The 22,903-nt window shown below is 60.7% G+C and carries 15 protein-coding genes; 2 read left to right on the forward strand and 13 right to left on the reverse strand.

The annotated features are described in order from the left end of the window. The 3 genes from CORTU0001_RS11745 to CORTU0001_RS09280 all read right to left on the reverse strand — a co-directional run. Window positions 1-4,530 (reverse strand): VaFE repeat-containing surface-anchored protein (locus CORTU0001_RS11745; protein ID WP_005329310.1); only part of this gene is annotated, 4,530 nt, incomplete at its 3' end. 771 nt (window positions 4,531-5,301) lie between these two features. Beyond that, on the reverse strand, window positions 5,302-5,625 hold the full coding sequence (locus tag CORTU0001_RS09275; RefSeq protein ID WP_005329313.1) for a hypothetical protein: 324 nt from the start codon (window positions 5,623-5,625) through the stop codon (window positions 5,302-5,304). Between the two features lie 374 nt (window positions 5,626-5,999). Further along, the gene (locus CORTU0001_RS09280) at window positions 6,000-7,292 is read right to left on the reverse strand and encodes an adenylosuccinate synthase (protein ID WP_005325555.1); all 1,293 of its coding nucleotides are present in this window, start codon (window positions 7,290-7,292) and stop codon (window positions 6,000-6,002) included. 87 nt (window positions 7,293-7,379) lie between these two features. Between CORTU0001_RS09280 and CORTU0001_RS09285 the strand changes: the two genes are divergently transcribed. Continuing rightward, window positions 7,380-8,213 carry a hypothetical protein gene (locus tag CORTU0001_RS09285; RefSeq protein ID WP_034668645.1) on the forward strand — a complete coding sequence of 278 codons (834 nt, stop codon included), beginning with the start codon at window positions 7,380-7,382 and terminating at the stop codon, window positions 8,211-8,213. A 34-nt stretch (window positions 8,214-8,247) separates the two neighbouring features. On the opposite strand, the gene CORTU0001_RS09290 is transcribed toward CORTU0001_RS09285, so the two are convergent. Further along, window positions 8,248-9,447 (reverse strand): FUSC family protein, encoded by a 1,200-nt coding sequence (locus CORTU0001_RS09290; RefSeq protein WP_005329316.1) that lies wholly within the window; start codon window positions 9,445-9,447, stop codon window positions 8,248-8,250. Window positions 9,448-9,612: 165 nt separating this feature from the next. Here CORTU0001_RS09290 and CORTU0001_RS09295 point away from each other — a divergent pair, with 165 nt between their 5' ends. Continuing rightward, window positions 9,613-10,698 carry an HNH endonuclease signature motif containing protein gene (locus CORTU0001_RS09295; protein ID WP_005329319.1) on the forward strand — a complete coding sequence of 362 codons (1,086 nt, stop codon included), beginning with the start codon at window positions 9,613-9,615 and terminating at the stop codon, window positions 10,696-10,698. Between the two features lie 157 nt (window positions 10,699-10,855). Here CORTU0001_RS09295 and fbaA read toward each other — a convergent pair whose 3' ends face one another. From fbaA to CORTU0001_RS09340, 9 genes are all read right to left on the reverse strand, one after another. After that, the gene (gene fbaA, locus CORTU0001_RS09300; RefSeq protein ID WP_005329326.1) at window positions 10,856-11,890 is read right to left on the reverse strand and encodes a class II fructose-bisphosphate aldolase; all 1,035 of its coding nucleotides are present in this window, start codon (window positions 11,888-11,890) and stop codon (window positions 10,856-10,858) included. 145 nt (window positions 11,891-12,035) lie between these two features. After that, window positions 12,036-13,226 (reverse strand): glycoside hydrolase family 76 protein, encoded by a 1,191-nt coding sequence (locus CORTU0001_RS09305; RefSeq protein ID WP_005329327.1) that lies wholly within the window; start codon window positions 13,224-13,226, stop codon window positions 12,036-12,038. A gap of 54 nt (window positions 13,227-13,280) precedes the next feature. Continuing rightward, window positions 13,281-13,979, reverse strand: a complete 699-nt coding sequence (locus CORTU0001_RS09310) for a TrmH family RNA methyltransferase (protein WP_005329328.1) — start codon at window positions 13,977-13,979, stop codon at window positions 13,281-13,283. Continuing rightward, window positions 13,966-14,556, reverse strand: a complete 591-nt coding sequence (gene pyrE / locus CORTU0001_RS09315; protein ID WP_050776604.1) for an orotate phosphoribosyltransferase — start codon at window positions 14,554-14,556, stop codon at window positions 13,966-13,968. The genes CORTU0001_RS09310 and pyrE overlap by 14 nt, the downstream gene beginning before the upstream one ends. 55 nt (window positions 14,557-14,611) lie before the next feature. After that, complete coding sequence (locus CORTU0001_RS12020) at window positions 14,612-16,063, reverse strand: type III secretion system chaperone family protein (RefSeq protein ID WP_279625307.1); 1,452 nt, start codon at window positions 16,061-16,063, stop codon at window positions 14,612-14,614. A 95-nt stretch (window positions 16,064-16,158) separates the two neighbouring features. Further along, window positions 16,159-17,016, reverse strand: coding sequence for a sulfurtransferase (locus CORTU0001_RS09325; protein WP_005329334.1), 858 nt, complete (start codon window positions 17,014-17,016; stop codon window positions 16,159-16,161). Window positions 17,017-17,072: 56 nt separating this feature from the next. Then, window positions 17,073-19,628 carry an ATP-dependent chaperone ClpB gene (gene clpB, locus CORTU0001_RS09330; RefSeq protein WP_005329335.1) on the reverse strand — a complete coding sequence of 852 codons (2,556 nt, stop codon included), beginning with the start codon at window positions 19,626-19,628 and terminating at the stop codon, window positions 17,073-17,075. 132 nt (window positions 19,629-19,760) lie between these two features. Further along, window positions 19,761-21,173: a TetR/AcrR family transcriptional regulator gene (locus CORTU0001_RS09335; RefSeq protein WP_005329336.1), complete on the reverse strand. Its 1,413-nt coding sequence runs from the start codon at window positions 21,171-21,173 to the stop codon at window positions 19,761-19,763. 254 nt (window positions 21,174-21,427) lie between these two features. Continuing rightward, window positions 21,428-22,801 carry a sodium/glutamate symporter gene (locus CORTU0001_RS09340; protein ID WP_005329337.1) on the reverse strand — a complete coding sequence of 458 codons (1,374 nt, stop codon included), beginning with the start codon at window positions 22,799-22,801 and terminating at the stop codon, window positions 21,428-21,430. Window positions 22,802-22,903: the final 102 nt, after the last annotated feature.

Consider the following 22,903-nt stretch of genomic DNA (forward strand, 5'->3'; position numbering starts at 1 on the left):
GTTGGTGGAAACCTTCGGGGTGTCCTTCTCGTCGTTACCACCAGGGGTGCCCGGCGTACCCGGCTCATTAGGCTCAGTCGACTCAGAAGGCTCGGTCGGCTTATCCGGAGTGGTCGAACCACAATCCGAAGGCTCATCAGACTCAGAAGTCTCGGAAGCCTCAGAAGACTCGGTCTCTACAGACTCAGACTCAGAAGGCTCACTGGACTCAGACTCAGACGGTTCCTCAGACTCGGAAGGCTGCTCGCTCTCAGAGTCACCCGGCTCCTCAGACTCACAAGTCTTGTCGCCATCATCAGGCGTACCCGGAACGTCGTCCTTCGGAGTGGTGGTGGTCTCCGGAGTAGAGGTCTCCGGCTCATCCTCGGAGGTTACGGTCTGATCCTCGTCTTCGATGTCCTTGTGCTCACCGATGTCGTTCGGCTTGTCATTGTCAGGGGTGTCCTCACCCTTGTCATTGACAACCTTGGAAGTCAGAGTCTCGAAGGCAACCGCAGCCTCAACCGGCTCAGTAACCTTATCGCTCACGGTGATGGTGACAGCCTCAGTACCGTCAGCCGCTTCCGGCTTGAAGGTATGACCCTTAGTCTCACCCAGAACGGTCTTGCCGTCATCCTTGGAAATCAGCTGGGCATCCAGGGAGTATTCCTTCCCCGGAACCAGACCCTCGTAGGAAACCTGGTCCACAATCTCGGCACCAGCAACAACCTCACGCAGATCGCCCTCGAAGTCCGCGTTGGTAGAAACAATCGCGTTCTTGTGGGAGGTTACGGTCTGGTTCTCGTCGTTGATGTCCTTGTGCTCAGCGATGTCATTCGGGTTCTCCGAGGTGGTATCCGGAGTGTCCTCACCCTTGTCATTGACGTCGGTAGAGGACAGTTCCTCAAACGCAACCGCAGCCTCAACCGGCTCCTTCACGTCGTCAGAAACAGTGATCTCAACCTTGGCCTGACCATTAGCGGACTCAGGCTTAACAGTAGCCTCGCCCTTGCCCAGAACGGTCTCGCCGTCCTTCTTGGAAATCAGCTCAGCATTGAGCTTGTATTCCTTACCCGGAATCAGGTTGAAGTAATCGACGGTGTCGATGACCGTAGCACCAGCAACAACTTCCTTGGAGCCGTCTGCAAAGTCCGCATTGGTGGAAATGCGCGGCTTGGAGGTTACGGTCTGGTCATCGTCGTTGATCTCCTTGTGATCAGCGATGTGGTTCGGCTTCTCTGGAGTGGTATCCGGAGTGTCCTCACCCTTGTCGTTGACCTCAGTGGAAGTGAGCTCCTCGAAGGCAACCGCAGCCTGGACAGGCTCCTTCACATCATCATTAACGGTGATCTCAACAACTACCTCGCCGTCAGCAGTCTCCGGAGTGAAAGTCTTTTCACCAGAGCCCAAGACGGACTTGCCATCCACCTTGGAGATGAGCTCAGCGTTCAGGGTGTATTCCTTACCCGGAACCAGGTTGTGGAACTCAACGGTGTCGTTGACCTTAGCGCCAGCGATTACCTCGTTGGAACCATTCTCAAAGTCAGCGTTGGTGGAGATCTTCGGAGTGTCCTTCTCGTCGTCGCCACCAGGGGTACCCGGCTCGTTAGGCTCAGTCGACTCAGAAGGCTCGCCCGGCTTCTCCGGAGTGGTCGAACCGCAATCCGAAGGCTCGTCAGACTCAGAGGTCTCGGAAGCCTCAGAAGACGTGGTCTCTACAGACTCGGACTCAGAAGGCTCGCTGGACTCAGACTCAGACGGTTCCTCAGACTCGGAAGGCTGCTCACTCTCAGAGTCACCCGGCTCCTCAGACTCGCAGGTCTCGCTAGTCTTCGGGGTAGAAGAGTCCTCAGAGGAAGAAGGCGTAGAGGTTTCACCCTCGCCACCGTCATCGGGCTTACCCGGCACGACGTCAGTCGTAGTCGTAGACGGAGTGGTGGTCTCGGAAGGCTTGTCAGACTTTACAGTCTGCTCCTTGTCCTCGATATTGGTGTGCTCGGCGATGTCATTCTTCTCACCAGTGGTGGAATCCTCGCCGTCCTTGTTAACAGCAGTGGAGGTCAGGTACTCGAAAGCAACTGCCTCGTCAACAGCCTCGGTAACACCCTCATCAACGGTGATCTCAACCTTTACCTCGCCCTTAGAAGCAGAAGGTACGAAGGTCTTCTTACCGTGGCCGATTACCGGGTAATCACCAGTGGTCTCGTCCTTGACCTTGGAACGCAGCTCTGCATTCAGAGTGTATTCCTTGCCAGCAACCAGGTCGTTGTACTCGACAGTATCGGTAATGACGGTGCCAGCCTTGATCTCATCGCCCTTAGCCTTCTCAGCCTTGGTGCCGATGGTTGGCTCCATCTTGGAGGTTACGGTCTGCTTCTCATCGTCGATGTCACGGTGATCGGTAATCTTCTTCTCTTCATCAGAGTTCGGAGTTTCCTTACCGTTCTCATCAACCTGCTTGGAGTAGAGGTCCTCGAATGCGACGGCAGCCTTGATGACGCCCTCAACATCGTCGTTGACCTTGATGTCAACAACCTGCTCACCAGCAGACTTCTTCGGAGTGAAGGTTACATCGCCCTTGCCGACGACCTCGTGCTCACCCTTGTCATTCTCAGCCTTGTTACGCAGCTCAGCCTTCAGGGTGTATTCCTTACCCGGAACCAAGTCGGTGTAGGTAACGGTGTCCTTGACGGTGACGCCAGCCTTTACCTGGGTAGCCTTGTCAAAGTCAGCGTTGGTCTTGATAGACGGGTTCCACTTGGTGTTAACGGTCTGCTTCTCATCGTTGATGTCTTCGTGAGTAGCAATCTCGTTCTCATCGGTGGAGCCAGAGGTCTCGTTGCCCTCCTTGTCTACCTCGGTAGATACAAGCTTCTCGAAGGCAACCGCAGCGTCAACAGCAGGATCTGCCTTCTCGTTGACGGTGATCTCAACCTGCTGTTCACCGGCGGACTCCTTCGGAGTCAGTTCCGCAGAGCCTTCACCCAGTTCGGTCTTGCCATCTGCCTTGGAGATCAGCTTTGCCTTCAGGGTGTACTTCTTACCCGGAACAAGGTCCTTATACGTCACAGTGTCAATAACCGTGGCGCCCTTCTCTACACGGTTGCCATCCTTGATCTTGGCCTGCGTGTGGATCTCAGGGTTCCACTTGGTATTGACGGTCTGCGCCTCATCATCAATGTCCTCGTGGGTCTTGATGAGGTTTCCGTCCTCAGAATCGTTCGGGGCATCCTTGCCGTTCTCGTCCACCTCGTGGGAGTACAGCTTCTCATAAGCAACGGCAGCAGCAACTGGCTTCTCCAGCTGCTTATCGACGTCAATCATTACCTCAACGTCGCCAGTCTCACCCGTAGCTTCAAAGTCCTTAGAACCGGTGCCAAGAATTGCGTGGTCGCCGTTTGCGTCAGCAGCCTTGTTACGCAGCTGAGCCTTCAGGGTGTACTTCTTACCCGGTACAAGATCCTCGTAGTGAACCTTGTCCTTAACAGTGGCGCCAGCAACAACCTGCTGCTTGTCGCCATCAAAGGAAGCTTCAGTCTTAATCTCCGGCTTAAGGTCCTTCTCCTGCTCCTCCGTAGTCGGAGTCGGATCAGGATTAGGAACTACAGGAGTGCTCTCGCTCGGGACCGTCTCTTCGGTGTCCTCCGTGGTGGTTTCCTCAGAGTCAGTTGGCTCAGAATCGGTAGTCGTCTCGCTAGAAGAAGTCTCACCTTCCGGATTCTCAGAGGTGGTCTCTTCGGTCGTATTCTCCTCAGTATCTGGATTCTCCGGAGAAGTAGTCGGCCCTTCAGAGCCACCTCCATTGTCCGGAGTATCCGGCAGACCAGGCTGATTAGGCGGAATAACACGTTGCGCGCCCTTAGCAGCCCCCTTAGCCGGAATCACCACGGTAATAAAGTACTCATCAGGCTGCTTTGGAACTTCAGCAACCTTCTTGAAGTGTGGACCTGCACCAGTTGCGTTCGTTCCTGGGTTTTCGGCGCTAACCAGCTCAAAGCCGGTAATCTCCGTAAACTCCTCCAACGAGCCTTCGAATTGAGGAAAGTTGCGCTTTCCATCTGGATTATTATAGGCAGGCTGTTCACCGTTAATGGTATAGGCAGCCGTAGTTCTATCGATAGGATCCCTACCAACGATGGCCGCCATATAAATCACATATGTAGCAGCCTTAGCTTTCTCTTCATTTTTGATAGCCTCTTGCCACTTCAGCCCCAGACGAATAACCGCATCTCGGTACTCCGGATCGATATCGAGCTTTTCAGCATTATCGGTCGAATACAAGGTACCGGTGGTCGTGACTGGGTAGTGCTTCATCGGGTCAATACACCAAGCCCAGCCCACGTTATTATCAGGGTTAGCTTTAACGCCTGAAATATTTGGACCCGCCCAGGTGAGCGTTCCCCACTGCTTAGCCTGGGTGGTATTCGGAGCTCCACCTATTTCAAAATCGGGTTTGAAGTCGGTAGGCTCAGCAGCCTCCGCCTTGCCTCCCGGAACGGTGACCATGGCCGCAATTACCGCAATTGCAGCAAGCACTGCGGTAAAGACCATCCACCCCTCTCGGGATATGTTTCTTAATTTACTCATTCTTTCCTCTTCGAGCGGTACAAATACTTACATTCGTTTTCCTGCACGGCGAGTGTTTTCGCTGAACAGAACCTGAAATTGAGACTTGAACACACTGCGGTTAATCAGGGTTTTGAACCCAAATCTGGATTAACTCTTATTGTGCTCTCAGGATAATATCACGGGAAAATCTAAGGCGCCAGTCAGGAAGATTTAAAAACCGCACGTTATGCAGCATTTCTAATTTCACACCCACAGGTAGATGCGCTTATTTCCACGGCCAACCTAGTATTAAATACATATGTTCGATGTTCTCTAGGCCTTTCTTAAGGTCGGGATACCACACCAATGACTTATTCAATACTAAGATTAGTGTTAACAAAAGCCGTGTAAACAACCCCATGCGCTGCGTTTTGTCTAATTTCGTGCAAATTCAAGGGTTCGATTTGCGTGCAATTTCTTCGCGTTACTCCGGGGCCGTCCATAGAAAGTTGGTGTTGCAGGAGTGACTGGAGAGCACTCAATAGGAGTGGGCACACGTTCGATACCCTGGAGGTGTAGTAACCCTTAACCCTATTGCCATCCATCTCCAAGAAGGGAAGTGTGAGCGAAAACTCTGTACAGAGTAGTCACAATCACACTTAGGGCCCTCGAATAGGGAGTGCGGGAGAATTGGGCAAAGAAAAAATCCGCACGAGCGCCGGCAAGCGGATGCTTTACCGAGGCCGCAGTGCGGATCCTGGAATGAATTAGGCCTTAAAGAACGGCAGTGACCTGGTAGCCCTTCTCCTGCAGGAGCTGGGAAACTGCCTCAAAAGTATCGCCGTCCTTGTCTGGGTTGTAGGTCTCCGGATTCAGGGCAATATTGGCAGTGTCGCCCTCGTAGCGGACGCTGATGAACTCGTAGCCGGCTTCGGCATGAGCGGCGTCGATAAGAGCCTGCACGTCGTCGGTGTTGCCCTGCTCAGCAACAGCAACCTGCTCCTGCTCAGGTGTCGGCGCAGCCTCCTGTGCCGGGGTGCCTAGGCCGAAGAATCCCATAATGGTGGCAAGCAGGCCGCTCAAAAGCTTGATGATCATTGAAGTAACTCCCTGTGTTGAAATACGCGGGAATTGGGCCCGCGAAAGCTGAAAAACTCTCTGTACTTAAAACGAACTTAACTTTAGATGAGTTTTTGGTTATGTTCAACAGGGAAGGACCTATGCTGGCATGTCACGGTCTTGCGGGCAGCTTAAAGGGCACTGAAATGCCACAGCGCCCGTGCTCCGACTCAATGACGGGACACGGGCGCTTTCGCTCAATTAGGGCTAAATCCCTTAGAGGGACCAAGAGCTAGGTGGGGATAGGAACCTTTGTTGTCTGCTAGGAGCAGCTAGAAAAACATCGTGCAGAGAGCCAGTTCAGCTGTGCTAGAGGGTGGGGCTCTCACACCACCTCGGTGAGGACTACGGCCTTACTGGTCTTCCATCACATCATGACGAATGATGGTCTGGTCGCGGCCCGGACCAACGCCGATATAGGAGATTCGGCAGCCAGACAGCTCTTCCAAGCGCAGGACGTAATCCTGCGCCTTCTGCGGCAGCTCCTCAAAAGTGGAGCACTCCGTGATGTCCTCATCCCAGGCCGGCATGGTCTCGAAGATGGGTTCGGCGTGGTGGAATTCGGACTGGGTAAGCGGCAGCTCGTCGTAGCGCTTGCCGTCGACGTCGTAAGCCACGCAGATCGGGATCTCGCCGATGCCGGTAAGAACGTCCAGCTTGGTCAGGAAGTAATCGGTAAAGCCGTTGACGCGGGTGGCATAGCGCGCAACAACGGAGTCATACCAACCACAACGGCGCTTGCGGCCGGTGTTCACACCAATCTCGCCGCCGGTGGTCTGCAGGTACTCGCCCCACTTATCAAAGAGCTCGGTGGGGAACGGGCCGGCACCCACGCGGGTGGTATAAGCCTTGATAATGCCCAGCGAGGTCTTGATGCGCGTTGGACCAATGCCGGAGCCCACGGAAGCACCACCGGCCGTCGGGTTAGACGAGGTCACAAACGGGTAGGTGCCGTGGTCCACGTCGAGCATGGTGGCCTGGCCGCCCTCCATGAGCACGTGCTTGCCAGCTTCGAGGGCTTGGTTGAGCTCCAGCTCGGCGTCGATAACCATCGGGCGCAGGCGGTCGCGGTAGCTTAGGAAGTACTCCACAATCTGGTCGGCCTCGATGGCCTTGCGGTTGTACATCTTCACCAGCATCTGGTTCTTGATATCCAGCGCGGATTCCACCTTCTGGCGCAGGATGGATTCATCAAAGATGTCCTGCACGCGGATGCCAATGCGCGCCACCTTATCGGCGTAGGTCGGGCCAATGCCGCGGCCGGTAGTACCAATCGCGCGCTTGCCCAGGAAGCGTTCCTGCACGCGGTCTAGGGTCTGGTGGTACGGCGCCACTAGGTGCGCATTGGCAGAAATCTTCAGGCGCGAGGCATTCGCGCCGCGGGCCTCAAGGCCATCAATCTCATCAAAGAGTGCCTCAAGGTTGATCACTACGCCATTGCCCAGCACCGGGGTGGCGTTCTCAGACAAAATGCCGGCCGGCAGGAGCTTCAGCTCGTATTTTTCGCCGCCTACCACGACGGTATGGCCGGCGTTATTACCGCCGTTCGGCTTGACCACGTAGTCAACCTTGCCGCCGAGGATGTCGGTCGCTTTGCCCTTGCCTTCGTCGCCCCACTGGGCGCCGACAATGACGATCGCTGCCATTGTTTAGTCACTTCCTCATTATTGAAGCCAAAATACTCTCCAACCTTACACTTTCCCGGCACAAAAAGCCCGCGTAGCATTGTCCGCATGCGTTTTTTGTTCCTCCGCTGCGGCGCCCCGGGCGTGGCCATGCCTGCCGACGCCCACGATCTCTCCCCCATCCCTACCCGCAAAGAGCTCTCGCTTATCGACGCCTTCCTCAACCCCCTCCTTCCCACAGACCCCACTCCCTCCCTCGATGACATCGCCGCGCAACCCGACGTCCGCCACCTCGGCGCCCCCGCACCCGCCCCACAGGCCCCATACTTAGCTAAGCCCGCCCGAATCGTCGTCGCCGGCTCCGACGCCGCCCTCTCGGCCGTACTCACCCGCCTCATGCGCTCCGACCGCCTCTGGGCCGAGGTCGCTTTCATCCCTGTCCCCTCGTCCGCAGCCTCCACCACGTCCGCGGCCGCGCAGAACTGGGGAATTCCCACCTCCCCGGCCGAGGCCCTCGACTTCGCCCGCACCGCCCCGGTCCGCCCCGCGCCACTCATCCGCAATGATTCCGGCCTCGCCGTCGCCGGCTCCGCCACCATCTCAGACGCCACAAACGGCTCTTTCACCGGTGAAGTCATCATCGACGACCACACCCTAGCCGCCACTTCCCCCAAAACCTTCGGCGCACGCCTCGTCCCGATGACCGACGCCCCCGGCATCCTCGCCGCCCGCGCCACCTCCCCCGTCGAGTCACAGGGCCGCCTGCGCTCGCTGCTGCGCAAGCCCGGCCAGCTCGACCCCGAATCCGTCAGCACCGGCCGCGCCGTCCAGGCCGGCGGCCCACAGCTGCGCGTCATCGTCGATTCCGTCCCCCACAAGCGCCCGGTAACCCGTGTGACGTTCTACCGCCACCTGCGCGACCTCCAGATCGTCCGCCCTTAACTCCGCGCGAGGTCCTTGCCTCCGCGCGAGGACGCTAGTCCTCGCGCCCCCACACCTCCGGCGGGTAGGCCGGGTGCTGCGAGGTCGGCACCAGGTGCGCCACGGCCGACTCGCGCGAGAGCCCGCAGACCATCAGCATGTCCACCACGATGGAGCGCGTCTGACCCAGAATCATATAGGCCGACAGCGTGCCTTCCCTATCAATGATGTCCAGCCCGGCGCGCCCGCCCACGATGCGCAGGCGCTGCACAAGGTCCGGAATTTCAATCGCCTCGTCGTGCCCATGCTTCTTGCCCTGGCCGTAGAGCTCACTAATCGCGAGCATGATTTCAGAAAGCTCATCGAGCAACTCCACCTGCTCGTCCGAAACCTTATCGCGGTCCTCCGTCAGGCCCAGCGCCTGGCGGGAGAGCACGCGCACGCCGCGGACCGCGTTATCCACCGGCAACAAGATGCGTTCCAGCGAGCGAATGCTGCGCCGCGACGCCCACAACAGCGGTGAAACCTCCGAGGCCTCCCTACCCGATTGCGCCGCGCTTAGCAGGGTATTGACGCTGTTTTGCGTACCGCGCACCGCCTCGCGCGCGTCGCGGATGACGCCGGGGTCTTGGTGGCGGATGCCATAAGTGACGTCGGCAAGAATGCTCGAGGCAACCTTAAGCACCTTCGACACCTCGCGCCTCGCTTCCACCAACGGGGAATTGGGAATCAACGCAATGGTTATCAGGCCAATGCCCGAGCCAATCATCGCGTCAATCGCGCGGTGCAGGCCGCCCGGGCCCTCCGTGGGTGGGAAAATCGTGGCAATCAAAATCGCGCCAAAGACAATCTGGTTGGTCACAAGCGGCGACTTGGTCAAAAACGAGCCCACCACCAGGCCCGCGCCCACAATGAAGAAAATCTGGAACGGCCCCTGCCCCACTATCTGGAAGAGCAGGTCGCCCACGGCCACGCCAATGATGCCGCCAATCGACATCTCCAGCGCCTTTTTCATCCTGTCCCCACCGGACATCCCCAGAATGATGACCGCAGAAATCGGCGCAAAGAACGGCTGCGGGTGCCCCACCACATCGCCGGCCACCCAGTACGCAAGCGCCGCGCCAATGGTCGCCTGGATGATGTAGACAAACCGCGAGCGGATGCGGTTGACCCGCGAGACCACCGAGCGGTCAATCACCCGCAGCTTTTGCCGCGTTGAGACTCTTTCCTTCGCTTCCGACATGCCTTCCAGCATAGAAGACCGCCCTTACCATCGCCGCCGGCCCCGCGCATCTCGGCCGTCGGCTGGCTTGTGGATAGCTCTTGCCGACGCCCCCTTTTCCCCCACCTATCCACAATTTCGACCTTCCCGGCCGCGCACCGCTTGTTGGGCCCTCGAGCCCCCTTTAGCTTCGGCCGTGTGAACACCGAATTTCTCTTGCTATGCCGCCGCGGCGTCGATCTCGTCGCCGAATTTCAGGGCTGCTCCGAAGACTCGCTTCTCGAGGCCGGAGCCAGCCCCCTTCTGGCTGCCCAGCTCGCCCGCCTGCAACACGTCTACTTCAGCCGCACGTCCAATAGCCGCAAGCAGCGCCTCGCGCGCGACGCCGCCCGAACCCGCGCTCACGACCTCGCCACACTCGATAGCATCGAGTCCTATACCCGCCGCGTGCGCGATACCAACCGCGCCTGGAACCTGCGCCTAGAACTGTGTCGCACCGAGGCCCGCCTCATCCCTTCTGTGGCCAAGAAGCTCCTTAAGCAGCTCAATCCGCCCCGTCGCCCCGAGCCCGGCGTGCGCTATACCCGCCGCCCCGACGGTCCCCACACCATCTCAATTACGGCCGATCCCGCCGATATCGCCGATATCAAGGGCGTGCTCTCCTCGGTCAACAAGGACGATCCCCTCGCCGCCGCCAAGCAGGTCCTCCTCGAGGGCAATCCCGGCGCGTTGCCGGCCGTACATACCAACGTCATCCTCACGCTGGACCAGCTCGACCGCATCGTCGCCGCGCCTGCCGACGACGCCGATATCACCCTCCAGCTCACCAACGGCGCCCGCATGACCGGCGCGCAGCTCGTCGCTCGCGCCTTAGCCCAGCGCGGCTATGTCAGCCTGGTCCACCCGGAGCACGGTCCGGTGAACCTGTACCGCACCGAGCGCATGGCCACGTGGAAACAGCGCATGCTCGCCGCGGCCGAGCATCCCGTGTGCGCCTGGCCGGGCTGCAATACGCCTGCCGACGACGCCCAAGTCCACCACCTCATCGCCTGGTCCGCCGGCGGGCCCACCAACCAAGAAAATCTGGTCACCTTGTGCGCGCACCACAATGCCGTCAACCAAGATGACCCCGCTCGGCCCACGGAACGCGGCCGCATGGTGCGCATCGATGGCCGCGTCGCCTGGATACCACCGTGGAGCAACACCCCACGCTTCGTCCCCAGCCCCGCTAGGCCGCCAAACCCCAACCACAACCCCAGCCCTAGCCCCACACACAACCCCTAACTGCGCCGGCCGATCGCCGCCTCCCCGCCCGGAGTCGCCCGTAACCGCCCAGGCCGAAGTACGAAAAAGCCGCCTCCCACGCGGGGAAGCGGCTCATTCGGCATGCCTATATACGAGGCTGCCTCAACTCAAAGCAGTGTGGAGCAGCTAAGGGCAATTACTTGGAGATGGACTTGCCCACGGAGTGCAGGTCCTGGCAGGACTCGATGACGCGCTCGGACATGCTCTGCTCTGCCTTCTTCAGGTAGGAGCGTGGGTCGTAGGCCTTCTTGTTGCCAACCTCGCCGTCAATCTTGAAGACGCCATCGTAATTCGTCATCATGTGGCGAGCGATCGGGTTGGTGAAGGCGTACTGAGTATCGGTATCTACGTTCATCTTGATGACGCCGTAGCCCAGCGCCTCTTCGATCTTTTCCTTCTCGGAGCCGGAGCCACCGTGGAAGACGAAGTCGAAGGCGTACTCGTCCTCACCCAGGCCGAGCTTCTTCTGTGCCACCTTCTGGCCCTCGAGCAGGACCTCTGGGCGCAGCTTCACATTGCCTGGCTTGTAGACGCCGTGAACGTTGCCGAAGGTTGCGGCCAGCAGGTAGCGGCCCTTCTCGCCGGTGCCCAGGGCATCGATGGTCTTTTCAAAGTCCTCTGGGGAGGTGTAAAGGTTAGCGCCCGCCTTGGCCTGGACGCCGTCCTCTTCGCCGCCGACGACGCCGATCTCGGCCTCGAGGATGACGTGCGCGTTCTTAGCCTTTTCCAGCAGCTCCTGGGCGATGACCAGGTTCTCGTCGATGGGGATAGCGGAGCCGTCCCACATGTGGGACTGGAACAGTGGGTTCTCGCCGCGGTCGACGCGCTCCTGGGAGATGGCCAGCAGCGGGCGGACGAACTCATCGAGTACTTCCTTCTGGCAGTGGTCGGTGTGCAGCGCGATATTCACGCCGTAGTGCTTGGCGGCCTCATGAGCGAATGCGGCCAGTGCCTGAGCACCCTTGACCTTGTCCTTCAGTGCCAGGCCAGAGCCGAAGGCGGCACCGCCGGTAGAGAACTGGATGATGCCGTCGGACTCGGCCTCAGCAAAGCCCTTCAGAGCTGCGTTAATGGTCTCAGATGAGGTGCAGTTGATTGCTGGGAACGCGAAGCCGTTCTTCTTCGCGGTGTCCAGCATCTCGTTATAGACCTCAGGGGTTGCAATTGGCATGAGTTTCCATCCTTAAAAAGTGGGTTTGTGGTCAAACACGTTCCAACAGCCAAGTATGCCCGTTTCACGGAATTTCTGCCGCAAAAACCATGTGACATTTTCAACCCAGTCATTTCCGGGACCAATCCACTCCGACAAGCGTGGGTTATTTAGCCAAATATCGCACCACGCGGGCGCAGGCCTCCATCAGCATCCAGCCGGAAAGCTGCACGGACAAATCGCGCTCATCTACGCGAATGATGCCGACCTTCTCACTCATGGTGCGCCGGCCGAAGCCGTAGTTATGCGGCAGGCGCGCGTCAGACAACCAGTCGGATCCGAAAATCGGCAGGCCGTCGACCTCGAGGCGGTGCTCCCACACCGACTCGGCCGAGGCCACCACCATGCGCGCGGCCAGCTTCTTCGTCGCACGGTTGGCGGGGGAATCGCCGGGCAGGCGCACGGCGACGTCGGCAAGATAGCGCATCAAAATACCTTTAAACAGGCCACCGTCACCATCGCCGGTCTCCCAGTCCACCACGCCCGAAGGCGTAGCCATGCCCGAAGCCACGGTCTGCACCAAGCCCCGGATGCGGATGATGTAATCCATCATCTCGGAAGCCATCTCGGCCTCGTACACGCTGTCGATCTGTTCCAAATCGCCCACGCCAGCCTTTTCCCGCAGCGCCAGCACGATTTCCAGGCACGCGCCGAGCACCACGCCCTGGCAGTAGGGGTGGATGTTTTTTACCACCTCAGGGCCGTCCATGCGCATGCGGACGCCGTCCATGATGTAGCCGTCGTCGTCAAGCAGGTGGTCATAAATCCAGTCAACGATGTGGCGCGCTTCCTCAATGCGCCCCATGCGCGCGAGCATGATGGCGCCCGGGCCGTTGGAGGGCACGTTCATGAAATTCTCGCCCAGTCGCCACGGCAGCACGCCCAGCGTTTCATCGAGGCCTTCGTGGATATTGCGCTGCAGGGCCGCCAGCCGCTTCGGCGTCTTTGCCTTCTTCAGTCCTTCCACGCGGCCGAAGGCCAACGCGAGCCAGGCCTTGTCGTCGTAGTACTTATTCTTGGTCAGCTGCGCGAGGTTGCGGATGCGAATGCCGCGCAAGGTGTCATAGATGCGGTGGCGGCGCACCTTGGTGTTATTGCGCAGCGCCGCATCAACGAGGCAGTCCAGGTAGTGGGCCTGCCACCAGTAGTGCCAGTGGACAAAGAGCTTTTCCTTCGTGGTGGGCGGCCAGCTGACCACGGCAAGATTGGTGCGCGGCAGGCCCCATACGGAGTGCGCGTGGCGCTCGTTGATGGCGGCCTCTGCGAGTTCGGCGCGGTGGGCCCACTTTTCTTCCACGGTTCCTCAATCACTCCAGTCGCACGGGTAGATATAGCTAGTGTAACGATCTTCCTACCAGGAGTTGGCCAGATCGGCGTGCTGGCGGATCCAGGCGTGCATGGCAATGCCGGCCGCAACACCCGCGTTAATGGAGCGGGTGGAGCCAAATTGGGCGATGGAGCAGGTCATCACCGCGGCATCCTGGGCCGCTTGCGTCACGCCGGGGCCTTCCTGGCCGAAGAGCAGCAGGCTGCGCTCCGGTAGCTCGGCCGTTTCCAGGGGCACGCAACCGGGGGTGTTGTCGATGGCAACGACGGTAAGCCCTTCCTCGGCCGCCCACGCAATAAGCTTCTCGACGCTCTCGTGGTGCATCAAGTGCTGGTACCTATCCGTGACCATTGCCCCGCGGCGATTCCACCGCCGCCGGCCGACGATGTGCACGGTATCGACGGCGAAGGCGTTGGCGGTGCGCACGACGGTGCCGATATTGGCGTCGTTTTCGAAGTTCTCGATGGCAATGTGCAGGCTATGCCGGCGCTTATCGATGTCCTCTTTGATCGCTTCCCTGCTCCAGTAGCGGTAGGCGTCGACGACGTTGCGACGGTCGCCTTCGGCAAGCAGCTCCGGGTCGTATTTCGCGGCCTCCGGCCCTTGCGGCAGCGGACCTTCCCAGGGGCCTACGCCATGGCGGCCCTCGTTCCACTCGGTCGGCCCCTTGGCCTCGTCCGGCTTGGTCTGGTCGGCCGCGCTGTCTGGTTTAGGCGAGGTCAAGGTCGTCCAGGCCCAGCAGGGAGCGGTACTCGAGGCCTTCTGCGGCGATGACGTCGCCGGCACCGGTCTCGCGGTCCACGACGGTCGCCACGCCCACGACCTCGGCGCCGGCCTCGCGTAGCGCGGCCACGGCGGTCAGCGGGGAGTTACCGGTAGTGGTGGTGTCTTCTACGACGAGGACCTTCTTGCCTTCTACGTCGGCGCCCTCGATGCGGCGCTGCATGCCGTGCTTCTTGGCTTCCTTGCGCACGACGAAGGCGTCGATATCGCGGCCCTCGGCATGCATGATCGATGTAGCAACCGGGTCGGCGCCGAGAGTCAGGCCACCGACGGCCGCGAAATCCCAATCTGCGGTCAGCTCGCGCAGCAGGGCGCCGATGAGGCGGGAGGCCTCGTGGTGCAAGGTAGCGCGGCGGAGATCCACGTAGTAGTCAGCTTCTTTGCCCGAAGACAGTGTCACCTTGCCGTGGACGACGGCCAGTTCCTTGACCAGTTCAGCGAGGCGGGCCTTCTTCTCGGCGTCCAGGTTTTGGGCATGCGCGTTCTGGGCGTTGGTGGTGTGAGAATCCACAGTCATCTGCTCCTTGTCGTGGTTCGTGGGCGGCGACCGGCCGCCAGTATCGGACTCTAGGCTACTCTCCCCGGCGCGGGTCCGATTCCTCGGCCGCGGACTCGCTGGCCGGGTTGGGGTCGACTGGGTTGGGGTCGGCCGCGCGGGGGCCGTCGGTGGTGGAGTCGGCGGAGGGGCTGTCGAAGATGGAGGCGGGGCGGAACTGCTGGCGCGGCAGGCGGGCGGTATGGGAATCGGGGGTGGGGCGCTCGCGGCCGTCGGCAATGGCGTCTACCTCATCGCCGCCGAGGGCGCTGTGCTCAACTGGGCCGCGGGTTTCAGAGTAGGCCCGAGACGGCATCTGCAACGGCTCTTCCGGGCGCTGGATGACGGGACGCTCGAATTCGGGCGCGCCTGCGGCCGGCGTGCCGCCGACGGCCTCGACGATGGGCTGGGCGGGAATCTCGCGCGCTGGGTCCAATTCCTCAAGGCGCACCACGTGGGTGGCCGAGGAACGCGGTGGGAGGACGCGGGCGGCGTCGGCAAGCAGGGCGAGAGGCGGCAGCATCGCGTCCCATTCCGCGGAGCGCGCCTGCTTCGTGGTCTGCGCCAAGACCCACTCCGTTTCCATCCACAGTGCGGTAACGGTTTCGGGCATTTGCTGCAGGGCGACGTGGACGCGCTCATCCACCATGCGCTCGGTCACGGCGCTATCCGAGGAATACACATCGAAACCCTCGATGGTCATCGCCAACAGCAGGTCCTCGGAAGCCTTAGCGTCGTCGCGGTCGAAGCGGCGGAAGTCCACCACCATGTCGGAAGCCGCTCCGGTGCGCATGGCCATGACGTTGACGCCATCGATATCCATCAACAGCATCTCGTGGCCATACACGTTGCCGGCGACAATGTCTTTGGGCGCCGCGCCCGTGGAGGCCACTCCCCTAGTCCATTCGTCTACGAGGTAAGGGTCGGCTTTCATGAATTCAAAACCTTTGGCTTCCGCCCAATTGCGGCGCTCGCGGCGCATGGTTCCTGGCAGGATCGGCCGGTGGCGTGCGTGTGGCTTGGAAAGCACGGGGTGCTCGCTCGCGGACTCGTGGCTCGGCCGGTGCTCCGGTTCGGGGGTCGGTTCGTGCTCGGGGGCCGGCTCGGGTTCGTCGGTTGGCTCAGGTTCTTGCTGGGCCGGGGTCTCGGTCGCGGGCTCGGGAGCGGGTTCCGGCGCGGGAGCTGGCGCAGCTGCTTCGGTGGCTGGGGTGGCCGAATCGGCAGGCTCGGCCGCGGCGACGCTTTCGGGCGCGGCGTCGGTGGATGCGGAGTCCGTCGGAGTGGGATCTGCGGGGGCGGCGTCCGCGCGCTCGGCGTCCGCGCGCTCGGTGTCCGCGGGAGTGGGATCCGCGGGGGTGGGAGCCGCGGTGCTGGGGTCCGCGTCGGTGGCGGGTGTAGGGGTGGAGGTGCGCTGTTTGCCGTCGTAAAGCAGCAGGGCACCGCCAGCAATGCCGAGAAGAACCGCGAGAGCAAGGATTAGAAAAGCCATCACCCCACGATAGTAGTAGGAACGAGCAAGCCCCCAGCGCTCGGCGCGCGGACGCGCGAGGCTGAGGGCGAAGGCGAGGGGGCGGGCTGGGGCAGTTAGCCGTTGACGGTGAGGCGGTCGCCGCGCTCCACCGGGTTGTGGGGGTTGGCGGACCACTGGGACCAGCCGCCGACATAGTGGCGCAGGCCGGTGAAGCCGGCGTCTTCCATGGCGGCGAGGGCGAGGGCGGAGTGGTTGCCGGAACCGGAGTAGATGATGGCGCCTTGGACGTTGTCGGGGGTGAGGCCGGCGTCGAAAAGCACTTCGCGGATTTCGCCCGCAGACTTCCAGGTGCGCAGGCCATCGTTGTGGAACAGGCGCTCCGGCACATTGACGGCGCCAGGGATGTGGCCGGCCTTGAGGTCGAGGTTCTCGCGGCGGCCGGCGAAGCGGTTGCGGGTGCGGGTATCGATGAGCAGGCCATCGTGATTGCGCACGTCATCGATGGTAGCCACGGGCATCTGGCCTGGGTTGACCTCGGCGGTGGCACCGACGGCGAAGTTGCCAGGGCCGGTCAGCGTGGTATAGCCCAGGTGGCGCCAATTGGCCAAGCCGCCGTCGAGGATGCGGACGTTGTCCAAGCCAGCCCAGCGCAAGGTCCACCAGGCGCGGCCGGCGAAGAGGCCACGGCCTTCGTCATAGACCACGACGGGGCGGTCCTCGCGGATTCCCCACTGGCGGAAGTGTTCCTGCAGCTTATCCGGATCCGGCAGCGGGTTGCGGCCTACCTGGGAGCCGGGCAGGCCGGCGAAGGAATTGGCGGTATCGCTAAACAACGCCGTCGGGATGTGCAGGGAGGTAAATTCGTTGTAGCTCTGGCGCAGCTGGGGCTGCCAGTGGGTGGCCAAGAGGGTGAAACGCTCGCCGTGATAAATGGATTCGCGGAGTTCTTGCGGGGAGACCAAAATGCTCATGCCCCCGAGTCTAGGGGCATGAGCAGGATTTGGCGCGGCGGGCGCTGCGCGGCCAACTAGCGGGCGGCGATGTCTAGCTCGGCGCCGCCATCGGCGACGTCCACATGGACGGTGTCGCCGTCGACAATATCGCCGGCCAGTAGCTTCTTGGCGAGCTTGTCACCAATGGCCTGCTGGATGGTGCGGCGCAACGGGCGGGCGCCATAGGCCGGGTCGTAGCCGCGCTCGGCCAGCCAGGACTTGGCGGAATCCGAGACCTGCAGGGTCAGGCGGCGGGCGTCGAGGCGCTCAGACAGGCCGCGCAGTTGGATGTCGACGATGCCGCGCAGGAGATCCTCCGACAGGGGCTCGAACATAACCACATCATCGAGGCGGTTGATGAATTCGGGCTTGAAGGCCTTCTTCACCGCATCCATGGTCTCTTCGCGGGTGCCGCCGGCGCCCAGGTTGGAGGTCAGGATGATGACGGTATTGCGGAAATCGACGGTGCGTCCTTGGCCGTCGGTAAGCCGGCCTTCATCCAAGACCTGCAGGAGGACATCGAAGACGTCGGGGTGGGCCTTTTCTACCTCGTCGAAAAGCACGAGCGTGTAAGGGCGGCGGCGCACGGCCTCGGTGAGCTGGCCGCCGGCCTCGTGGCCGACGTATCCCGGAGGGGCACCGACGAGGCGGGAAACGGAGTGCTTCTCGCCGTACTCGGACATATCGATGCGCACCATGGCGGATTCATCGTCGAAGAGGAAGTCTGCCAATGCCTTCGCGAGCTCGGTCTTGCCCACACCGGTGGGGCCGAGGAAGAGGAAGGAACCAGTCGGGCGGTTGGGGTCGGCCACGCCCGCACGGGAGCGGCGCACGGCGTCCGAAACCGCGGTGACAGCTTCCTTCTGGCCGACCACGCGGTTGCCCAGCACGGATTCCATGTTCAGCAGCTTCTCGGTCTCGCCCTGCAACATCTTGCCGGCCGGGATGCCGGTCCAGGCGGAAACGACCTCCGCGATGGTGTCCGGGCTTACCTCCTCATCGAGCATCGTATTGCGCTGCTCGGCGGCCTTGACCTCCGCGGCCGCGAGATCCTTTTCCAGCGGTGGAATCTTGCCGTAGTTGATCTCAGAGGCCAGTGCGAGGTCGCCGTCACGCTCGGCAATTTCGGCTTGGCGGCGCAGGTCATCGAGTTCTTCCTTGATGTTTTGGACATCGTCGATGGCCTTCTTCTCGTTGGCCCAGCGGGCCTTGAGCTCGCCAAGCTTCTCGCGCTGGTCCGCGAGCTCGCCTTGCAGGGTGGCCAGGCGATCCTGGGAGGCCGCGTCAGATTCCTTCTTCAACGCCAGCTCTTCGATCTCCATGCGGCGAACGATGCGCTCGAGTTCGTCGATCTCCTGCGGCGAGGAGTCGATCTCCATGCGCAGGCGGGAGCCTGCTTCATCGACGAGGTCGATGGCCTTATCCGGCAGGAAGCGGTTGGTGATGTAGCGGTTGGATAGCTCGGCGGCCGAGACCAGCGCGGAGTCCATGATGCGCACGCCGTGGTGGACCTCGTAGCGCTCCTTCAGGCCACGCAGGATGCCAATGGTGTCTTCCACGGAAGGCTCGGCAGCGTAGACCTGCTGGAAGCGGCGCTCGAGGGCGGCGTCCTTTTCGATGTACTTGCGGTACTCGTCCAAGGTGGTAGCGCCAACCAAGCGCAGCTCGCCGCGGGCCAGCATGGGCTTAATCATGTTGCCGGCGTCCATGGAGCCGTCGCCAGTTGCGCCGGCGCCGACGATGGTGTGCAGCTCATCGATGAAGGTGATGATCTCGCCCTCGGAGGACTTAATCTCATCGAGCACGGCCTTGAGGCGTTCCTCGAATTCGCCGCGGTACTTCGCGCCGGCGACCATGGAGCCCAAATCCAGGCTGATGAGGGTCTTTCCCTTGAGGGACTCGGGGACGTCGCCAGCCACGATGCGGCGGGCCAGGCCCTCCACGATGGCGGTTTTGCCCACGCCGGGTTCGCCAATGAGCACTGGGTTATTCTTCGTGCGGCGGCTAAGCACCTGGACCACGCGGCGGATTTCTTGATCACGGCCGATGACCGGGTCGATCTTGCCCTCGCGGGCGCGCGCGGTGAGGTCCGTGGCGTACTTTTCTAGGGCCTGGAACTGGTCCTCTGGGTTCTCGGAGGTCACCTTGGCAGCGCCGCGCACGGAGGGGAAGGCACCCTTGATGGCGTCATAAGTAGCACCACGGCCGGTAAGTAGCTCGGCGGCGTCGGTCTTAGAGCCGGCAATCGCGGCGAGGAGGACCTCGGTGGAGACGAATTCATCGCCCAGCTCCCCGGCCAACTCCTGCGATTTAGTCAGGACGTTGAGGCCATCGCGGTTAAATTGCGGGTTGGCCATATTGGCACCCTCGGCCTTGGGATAAGAATCAACGAGCTCGCGGGCTTCCTTGAGCACGGTATCCGGGTCTACGCCGGTGGCCTTAAGAACTGGGGCGGCAATGCCACCTTCTTGGCTAAGAATGGCCGCCAGCAGATGGGCCGGGCGGATATCCGGGTTGCCATTAGAGGAGGCGGTTTGCAGGGCGTCCTGCAAGGCCTCTTGAGTTTTAGTGGTGGGGTTAAATGAGTTCATGTGTGCGTTGCTCCTTCTAAGATTTATTCACCCACTGTAGGGCTTCACTTAGCACAACGCACCCAGAGTTGAGCCTATTCCACTCAACCTAAACATTTTTGAGCGTAGGCCGCTCAACTTTGCACAGGGTTCTTAAACCTGCTTGGACTCCTCATCTTCGTGCCCCAGAATCTGCAGACTATGGGCGATGGCGAAGAAGGACACGGTCACTACCTGGACAAAAAGCGCCCACTTGAGATCTTCATTGAAGCTCTTGAAATCGCCAATGCTGCACAGGTGTGCAATGCCGTTGGCACCGGCCCACACGGCCAGCGTGCTGATATAGACCAGCTGGTCGGTGGGGGTAATGCCCATTTCGATGACGAACTTGCGCAACAGGTCCATCATGATGGCGAAGTTTTTAGTCATGCCCTCGTGCGAGCTGCCATCACCATTGTGCGGAACGATGGAACCGCTGGCCAGCGCGATAATGGAGCTGAAACGCTCTGGGTACATCATCGCGTAATTAAAATAGGCAGCCGCAACAATCTGCAGTTGGTCTACAGTGGGGGTGTCCTCCGGAAGCGCGGCGAGACAATCCTCGAAGACCTGAGCCATCTCCATGGTCGTAAGGGTTTCGGCCGCCTCGCGCAACGCGAAGTCATTGTCCACGATGGTGGCCAGGAAATCCTTGGAAGTTCCGAGCCTGTCGGCCACGTGATCAAAGAAGCGGCGGTCAACACCGCGGCGGCCGGCGACGCGCAAGGAAGCCTCGATGACGACCCGCTTGGCCTCCTCCGGATCCATCTGCTCGAGGTTTTCCGGAGCTACGAAAGGCTTTTCGCGCTCGCTGCCCATGACCCCTTCTACGATGGCACGGGCATCGTTCATGATGGGGCGACGCTGTGGGATCTGCTTATTCTTAAACCAATATTGCAGGGCATCGACTACGAGCCGATCGACCTGCTTGAGGTTGGCCGCGCGAATAACGGCATGTTGCAGGCGCAGGATACCTACCACGCTCAAGTGGCCCATGCCATGGATGACCGACCAACACGCCAAGGTAATGCGGCCGATTTGCAGGGGAGAGATGTCTCCGTCGTGGGCCACGACGGCACCTTGCTCTTCGGCAAAGCGCTTGACGACGTCCAGCGCCATGTCCGCACCCGGAGTCCCCGACTTTTCCCCCTTGGCGAATTGGCAAACGTGCTCCTCATCGAGGGCATCGTATTGCTCAAAAAGATAGTGGTAGATGGCGGGTTCGTCTTGCGCGTAGGCAAAATAGGCCTCTGCCAGCTGCATGAGAACATCGCCGCCGGAATTATCCTCCGGCAGGTGGCGCGCCGCTTCCACCATGTATTCAGACATGCGACGATCCAAGAAGGCGGGGATTTCCGCGAGCATGTCGGCACCGGTGGCGAATTCCTCAGCCACCGCCTGTGGCGAGAGACCAGCCTGGTCCGCCACAGATTCCACGGCAACGGCCCGCTCGCCTTCGCAGGCCGCTACATAAACAGCGGCTTCCAGGATGATCACCCGCCTGGAAGCCCCATCCAACTGGTACATTTAGTTCCTCATCAAGACAGAGATTGATACCCGCTGATTCTAACAAAATTTAAGGTACAGGGATAGTCCCAATCGAATGCTCTTTTCGAGAAAGCCATTTCTCACCGATGTTAACGGTGGTAGTGCGACCGATAGGCCAAGGTCACGGCCGCGAGTATTCTCATCACGCCCCACCGGCGAATTATTTTCTTAACTTTAGTGCGGCCAATCTCATAGTTTTTTAAGGTTGACCGAGGGGGCGTCGGCAAGCGCGGCTATGCCTGCTTCTGTCCTACATGGCCGATGCCCTCTTGGAAGATAGTGCCGCGCGGTGGCATAAGGCGCATGGACTTGAAGGCAATGTAGACGCCGATGGAAATCGCCAAGGAAATGGCGCCGAAGGCGCCGGTAAATCCGTACATGACGGCCATGGGCGCGATGATGGTCCACGAGATTTCGAACGGGCCGAAACCGATATAGGCCATGCCGTATTCGGACAGCGTGCCGGACTTGAGCTTGGGATCCACAATCTTGAGGATGGCGATGCCGGTCGCCACGGTGGCGGTGGCCCAGCCCCAGCCAAAGATGCCGCGCTCAATCCAGCGCTCACCAAAGAACTCGGCCGGGAACCACAGCAAGAAGAATACGCAGAAGATGGTGCCCAGGACGAAGAGCAGGAGGAGTGCCTGCCAGTAGGAGGCAATGGCGGCCGGGACGATGGCGGCCACACCGAAGGCAATGAGGTAGTCCGTGGCCGCGCCGGAGATGGAGGAAATGGAGTCCTTATCCAGGTAGTCCTCAGCGCCGACGAAGTTCATAAGTGCGCGGAAGATTAGGCCCACCACCATGGACATGGCAAAAAGCGGCACGGAGACATTCTCCCAGATGCTGCTCAAACCCTGGTTGATGCCGTAGGCGGTCATCACGGTCAGGATGATGAAGCCGAAGTGCAACGCGAGCGGCTCAATGGAGGAGGGGTTGGTGGTAGCGCGGCCGAGCGACGGGCGCTCATCGATGTTTTTGATGTAGCCGCGGCGCAGCTCTTCTGGTAGTTCCTTGGGCACGTGGGAGACCTTGCCCTTGCGGATGCCCCAGTTGCCGGCGATCACGCCGCCGATGATTGCGGCCAGCGTGCCGACGGTCGCGGAGGTAAAGCCCAGCGAGGAGGCGGCATCGGCGCCCACGCCCTCGAGCGCACCACCCACGGCCGCGGCGGTACCGAAGCCGCCGGTGAAGCCGACGGGCAGCATCATGCCGAACCAATTCGGGGTATCGAAAAGCGGCGCAAAGAGGAAAAGGCCCAACACGATGAACAGGCCCCACTGGCCGGTAAACATCATGGTGGAATAGCCCCACATATTGCGCGCGCCCTTGCCCATGTTGCCGCCCACTTCCATGGAGTAGGCCATAGACGCAAAGACCACCGCGATGAGGATGGAGGTGTAGTCACCCAAATTATCGGAGAAGTTGATCCAGCCCAGCACGTTTGGGCCTACCAGCAGGCCGATGAGGCCGGCGGTAATCGGGGCAGGCAGCAGCAGGTCCTGGAAGATAAACTTCACCTGGTGACGCAGGACATTGCCGATGACCATGAGCAAAGAAATCCAGCCCACATCCAGCATGAGCGTATAAGCGGAAAAATCTTCCATGGGGACCCTTTCTAGCTGTGCAATTATGGCGGCTTGCCCCCGTTAGAGGGCAGACGGATAGAAAATACAATACCTGCCACCAAGTGAGCCACAACATAGGAT

It is taken from the genome of Corynebacterium tuberculostearicum SK141, assembly GCF_000175635.1.
In the GTDB taxonomy this organism is placed as follows: Bacteria; Actinomycetota; Actinomycetes; order Mycobacteriales; family Mycobacteriaceae; genus Corynebacterium; species Corynebacterium tuberculostearicum_C.

Bases quoted from the DNA above. Each gene is read 5' to 3' on its own strand.
- CORTU0001_RS09275 (WP_005329313.1), bottom strand. From the start codon at position 5,625: ATGATCATCAAGCTTTTGAGCGGCCTGCTTGCCACCATTATGGGATTC.
- CORTU0001_RS09280 (WP_005325555.1), bottom strand. From the start codon at position 7,292: ATGGCAGCGATCGTCATTGTCGGCGCCCAGTGGGGCGACGAAGGCAAG.
- CORTU0001_RS09285 (WP_034668645.1), top strand. From the start codon at position 7,380: ATGCGTTTTTTGTTCCTCCGCTGCGGCGCCCCGGGCGTGGCCATGCCT.
- CORTU0001_RS09290 (WP_005329316.1), bottom strand. From the start codon at position 9,447: ATGCTGGAAGGCATGTCGGAAGCGAAGGAAAGAGTCTCAACGCGGCAA.
- fbaA (WP_005329326.1), bottom strand. From the start codon at position 11,890: ATGCCAATTGCAACCCCTGAGGTCTATAACGAGATGCTGGACACCGCG.
- pyrE (WP_050776604.1), bottom strand. From the start codon at position 14,556: ATGACTGTGGATTCTCACACCACCAACGCCCAGAACGCGCATGCCCAA.
- CORTU0001_RS12020 (WP_279625307.1), bottom strand. From the start codon at position 16,063: ATGGCTTTTCTAATCCTTGCTCTCGCGGTTCTTCTCGGCATTGCTGGC.
- CORTU0001_RS09325 (WP_005329334.1), bottom strand. From the start codon at position 17,016: ATGAGCATTTTGGTCTCCCCGCAAGAACTCCGCGAATCCATTTATCAC.
- clpB (WP_005329335.1), bottom strand. From the start codon at position 19,628: ATGAACTCATTTAACCCCACCACTAAAACTCAAGAGGCCTTGCAGGAC.
- CORTU0001_RS09335 (WP_005329336.1), bottom strand. From the start codon at position 21,173: ATGTACCAGTTGGATGGGGCTTCCAGGCGGGTGATCATCCTGGAAGCC.
- CORTU0001_RS09340 (WP_005329337.1), bottom strand. From the start codon at position 22,801: ATGGAAGATTTTTCCGCTTATACGCTCATGCTGGATGTGGGCTGGATT.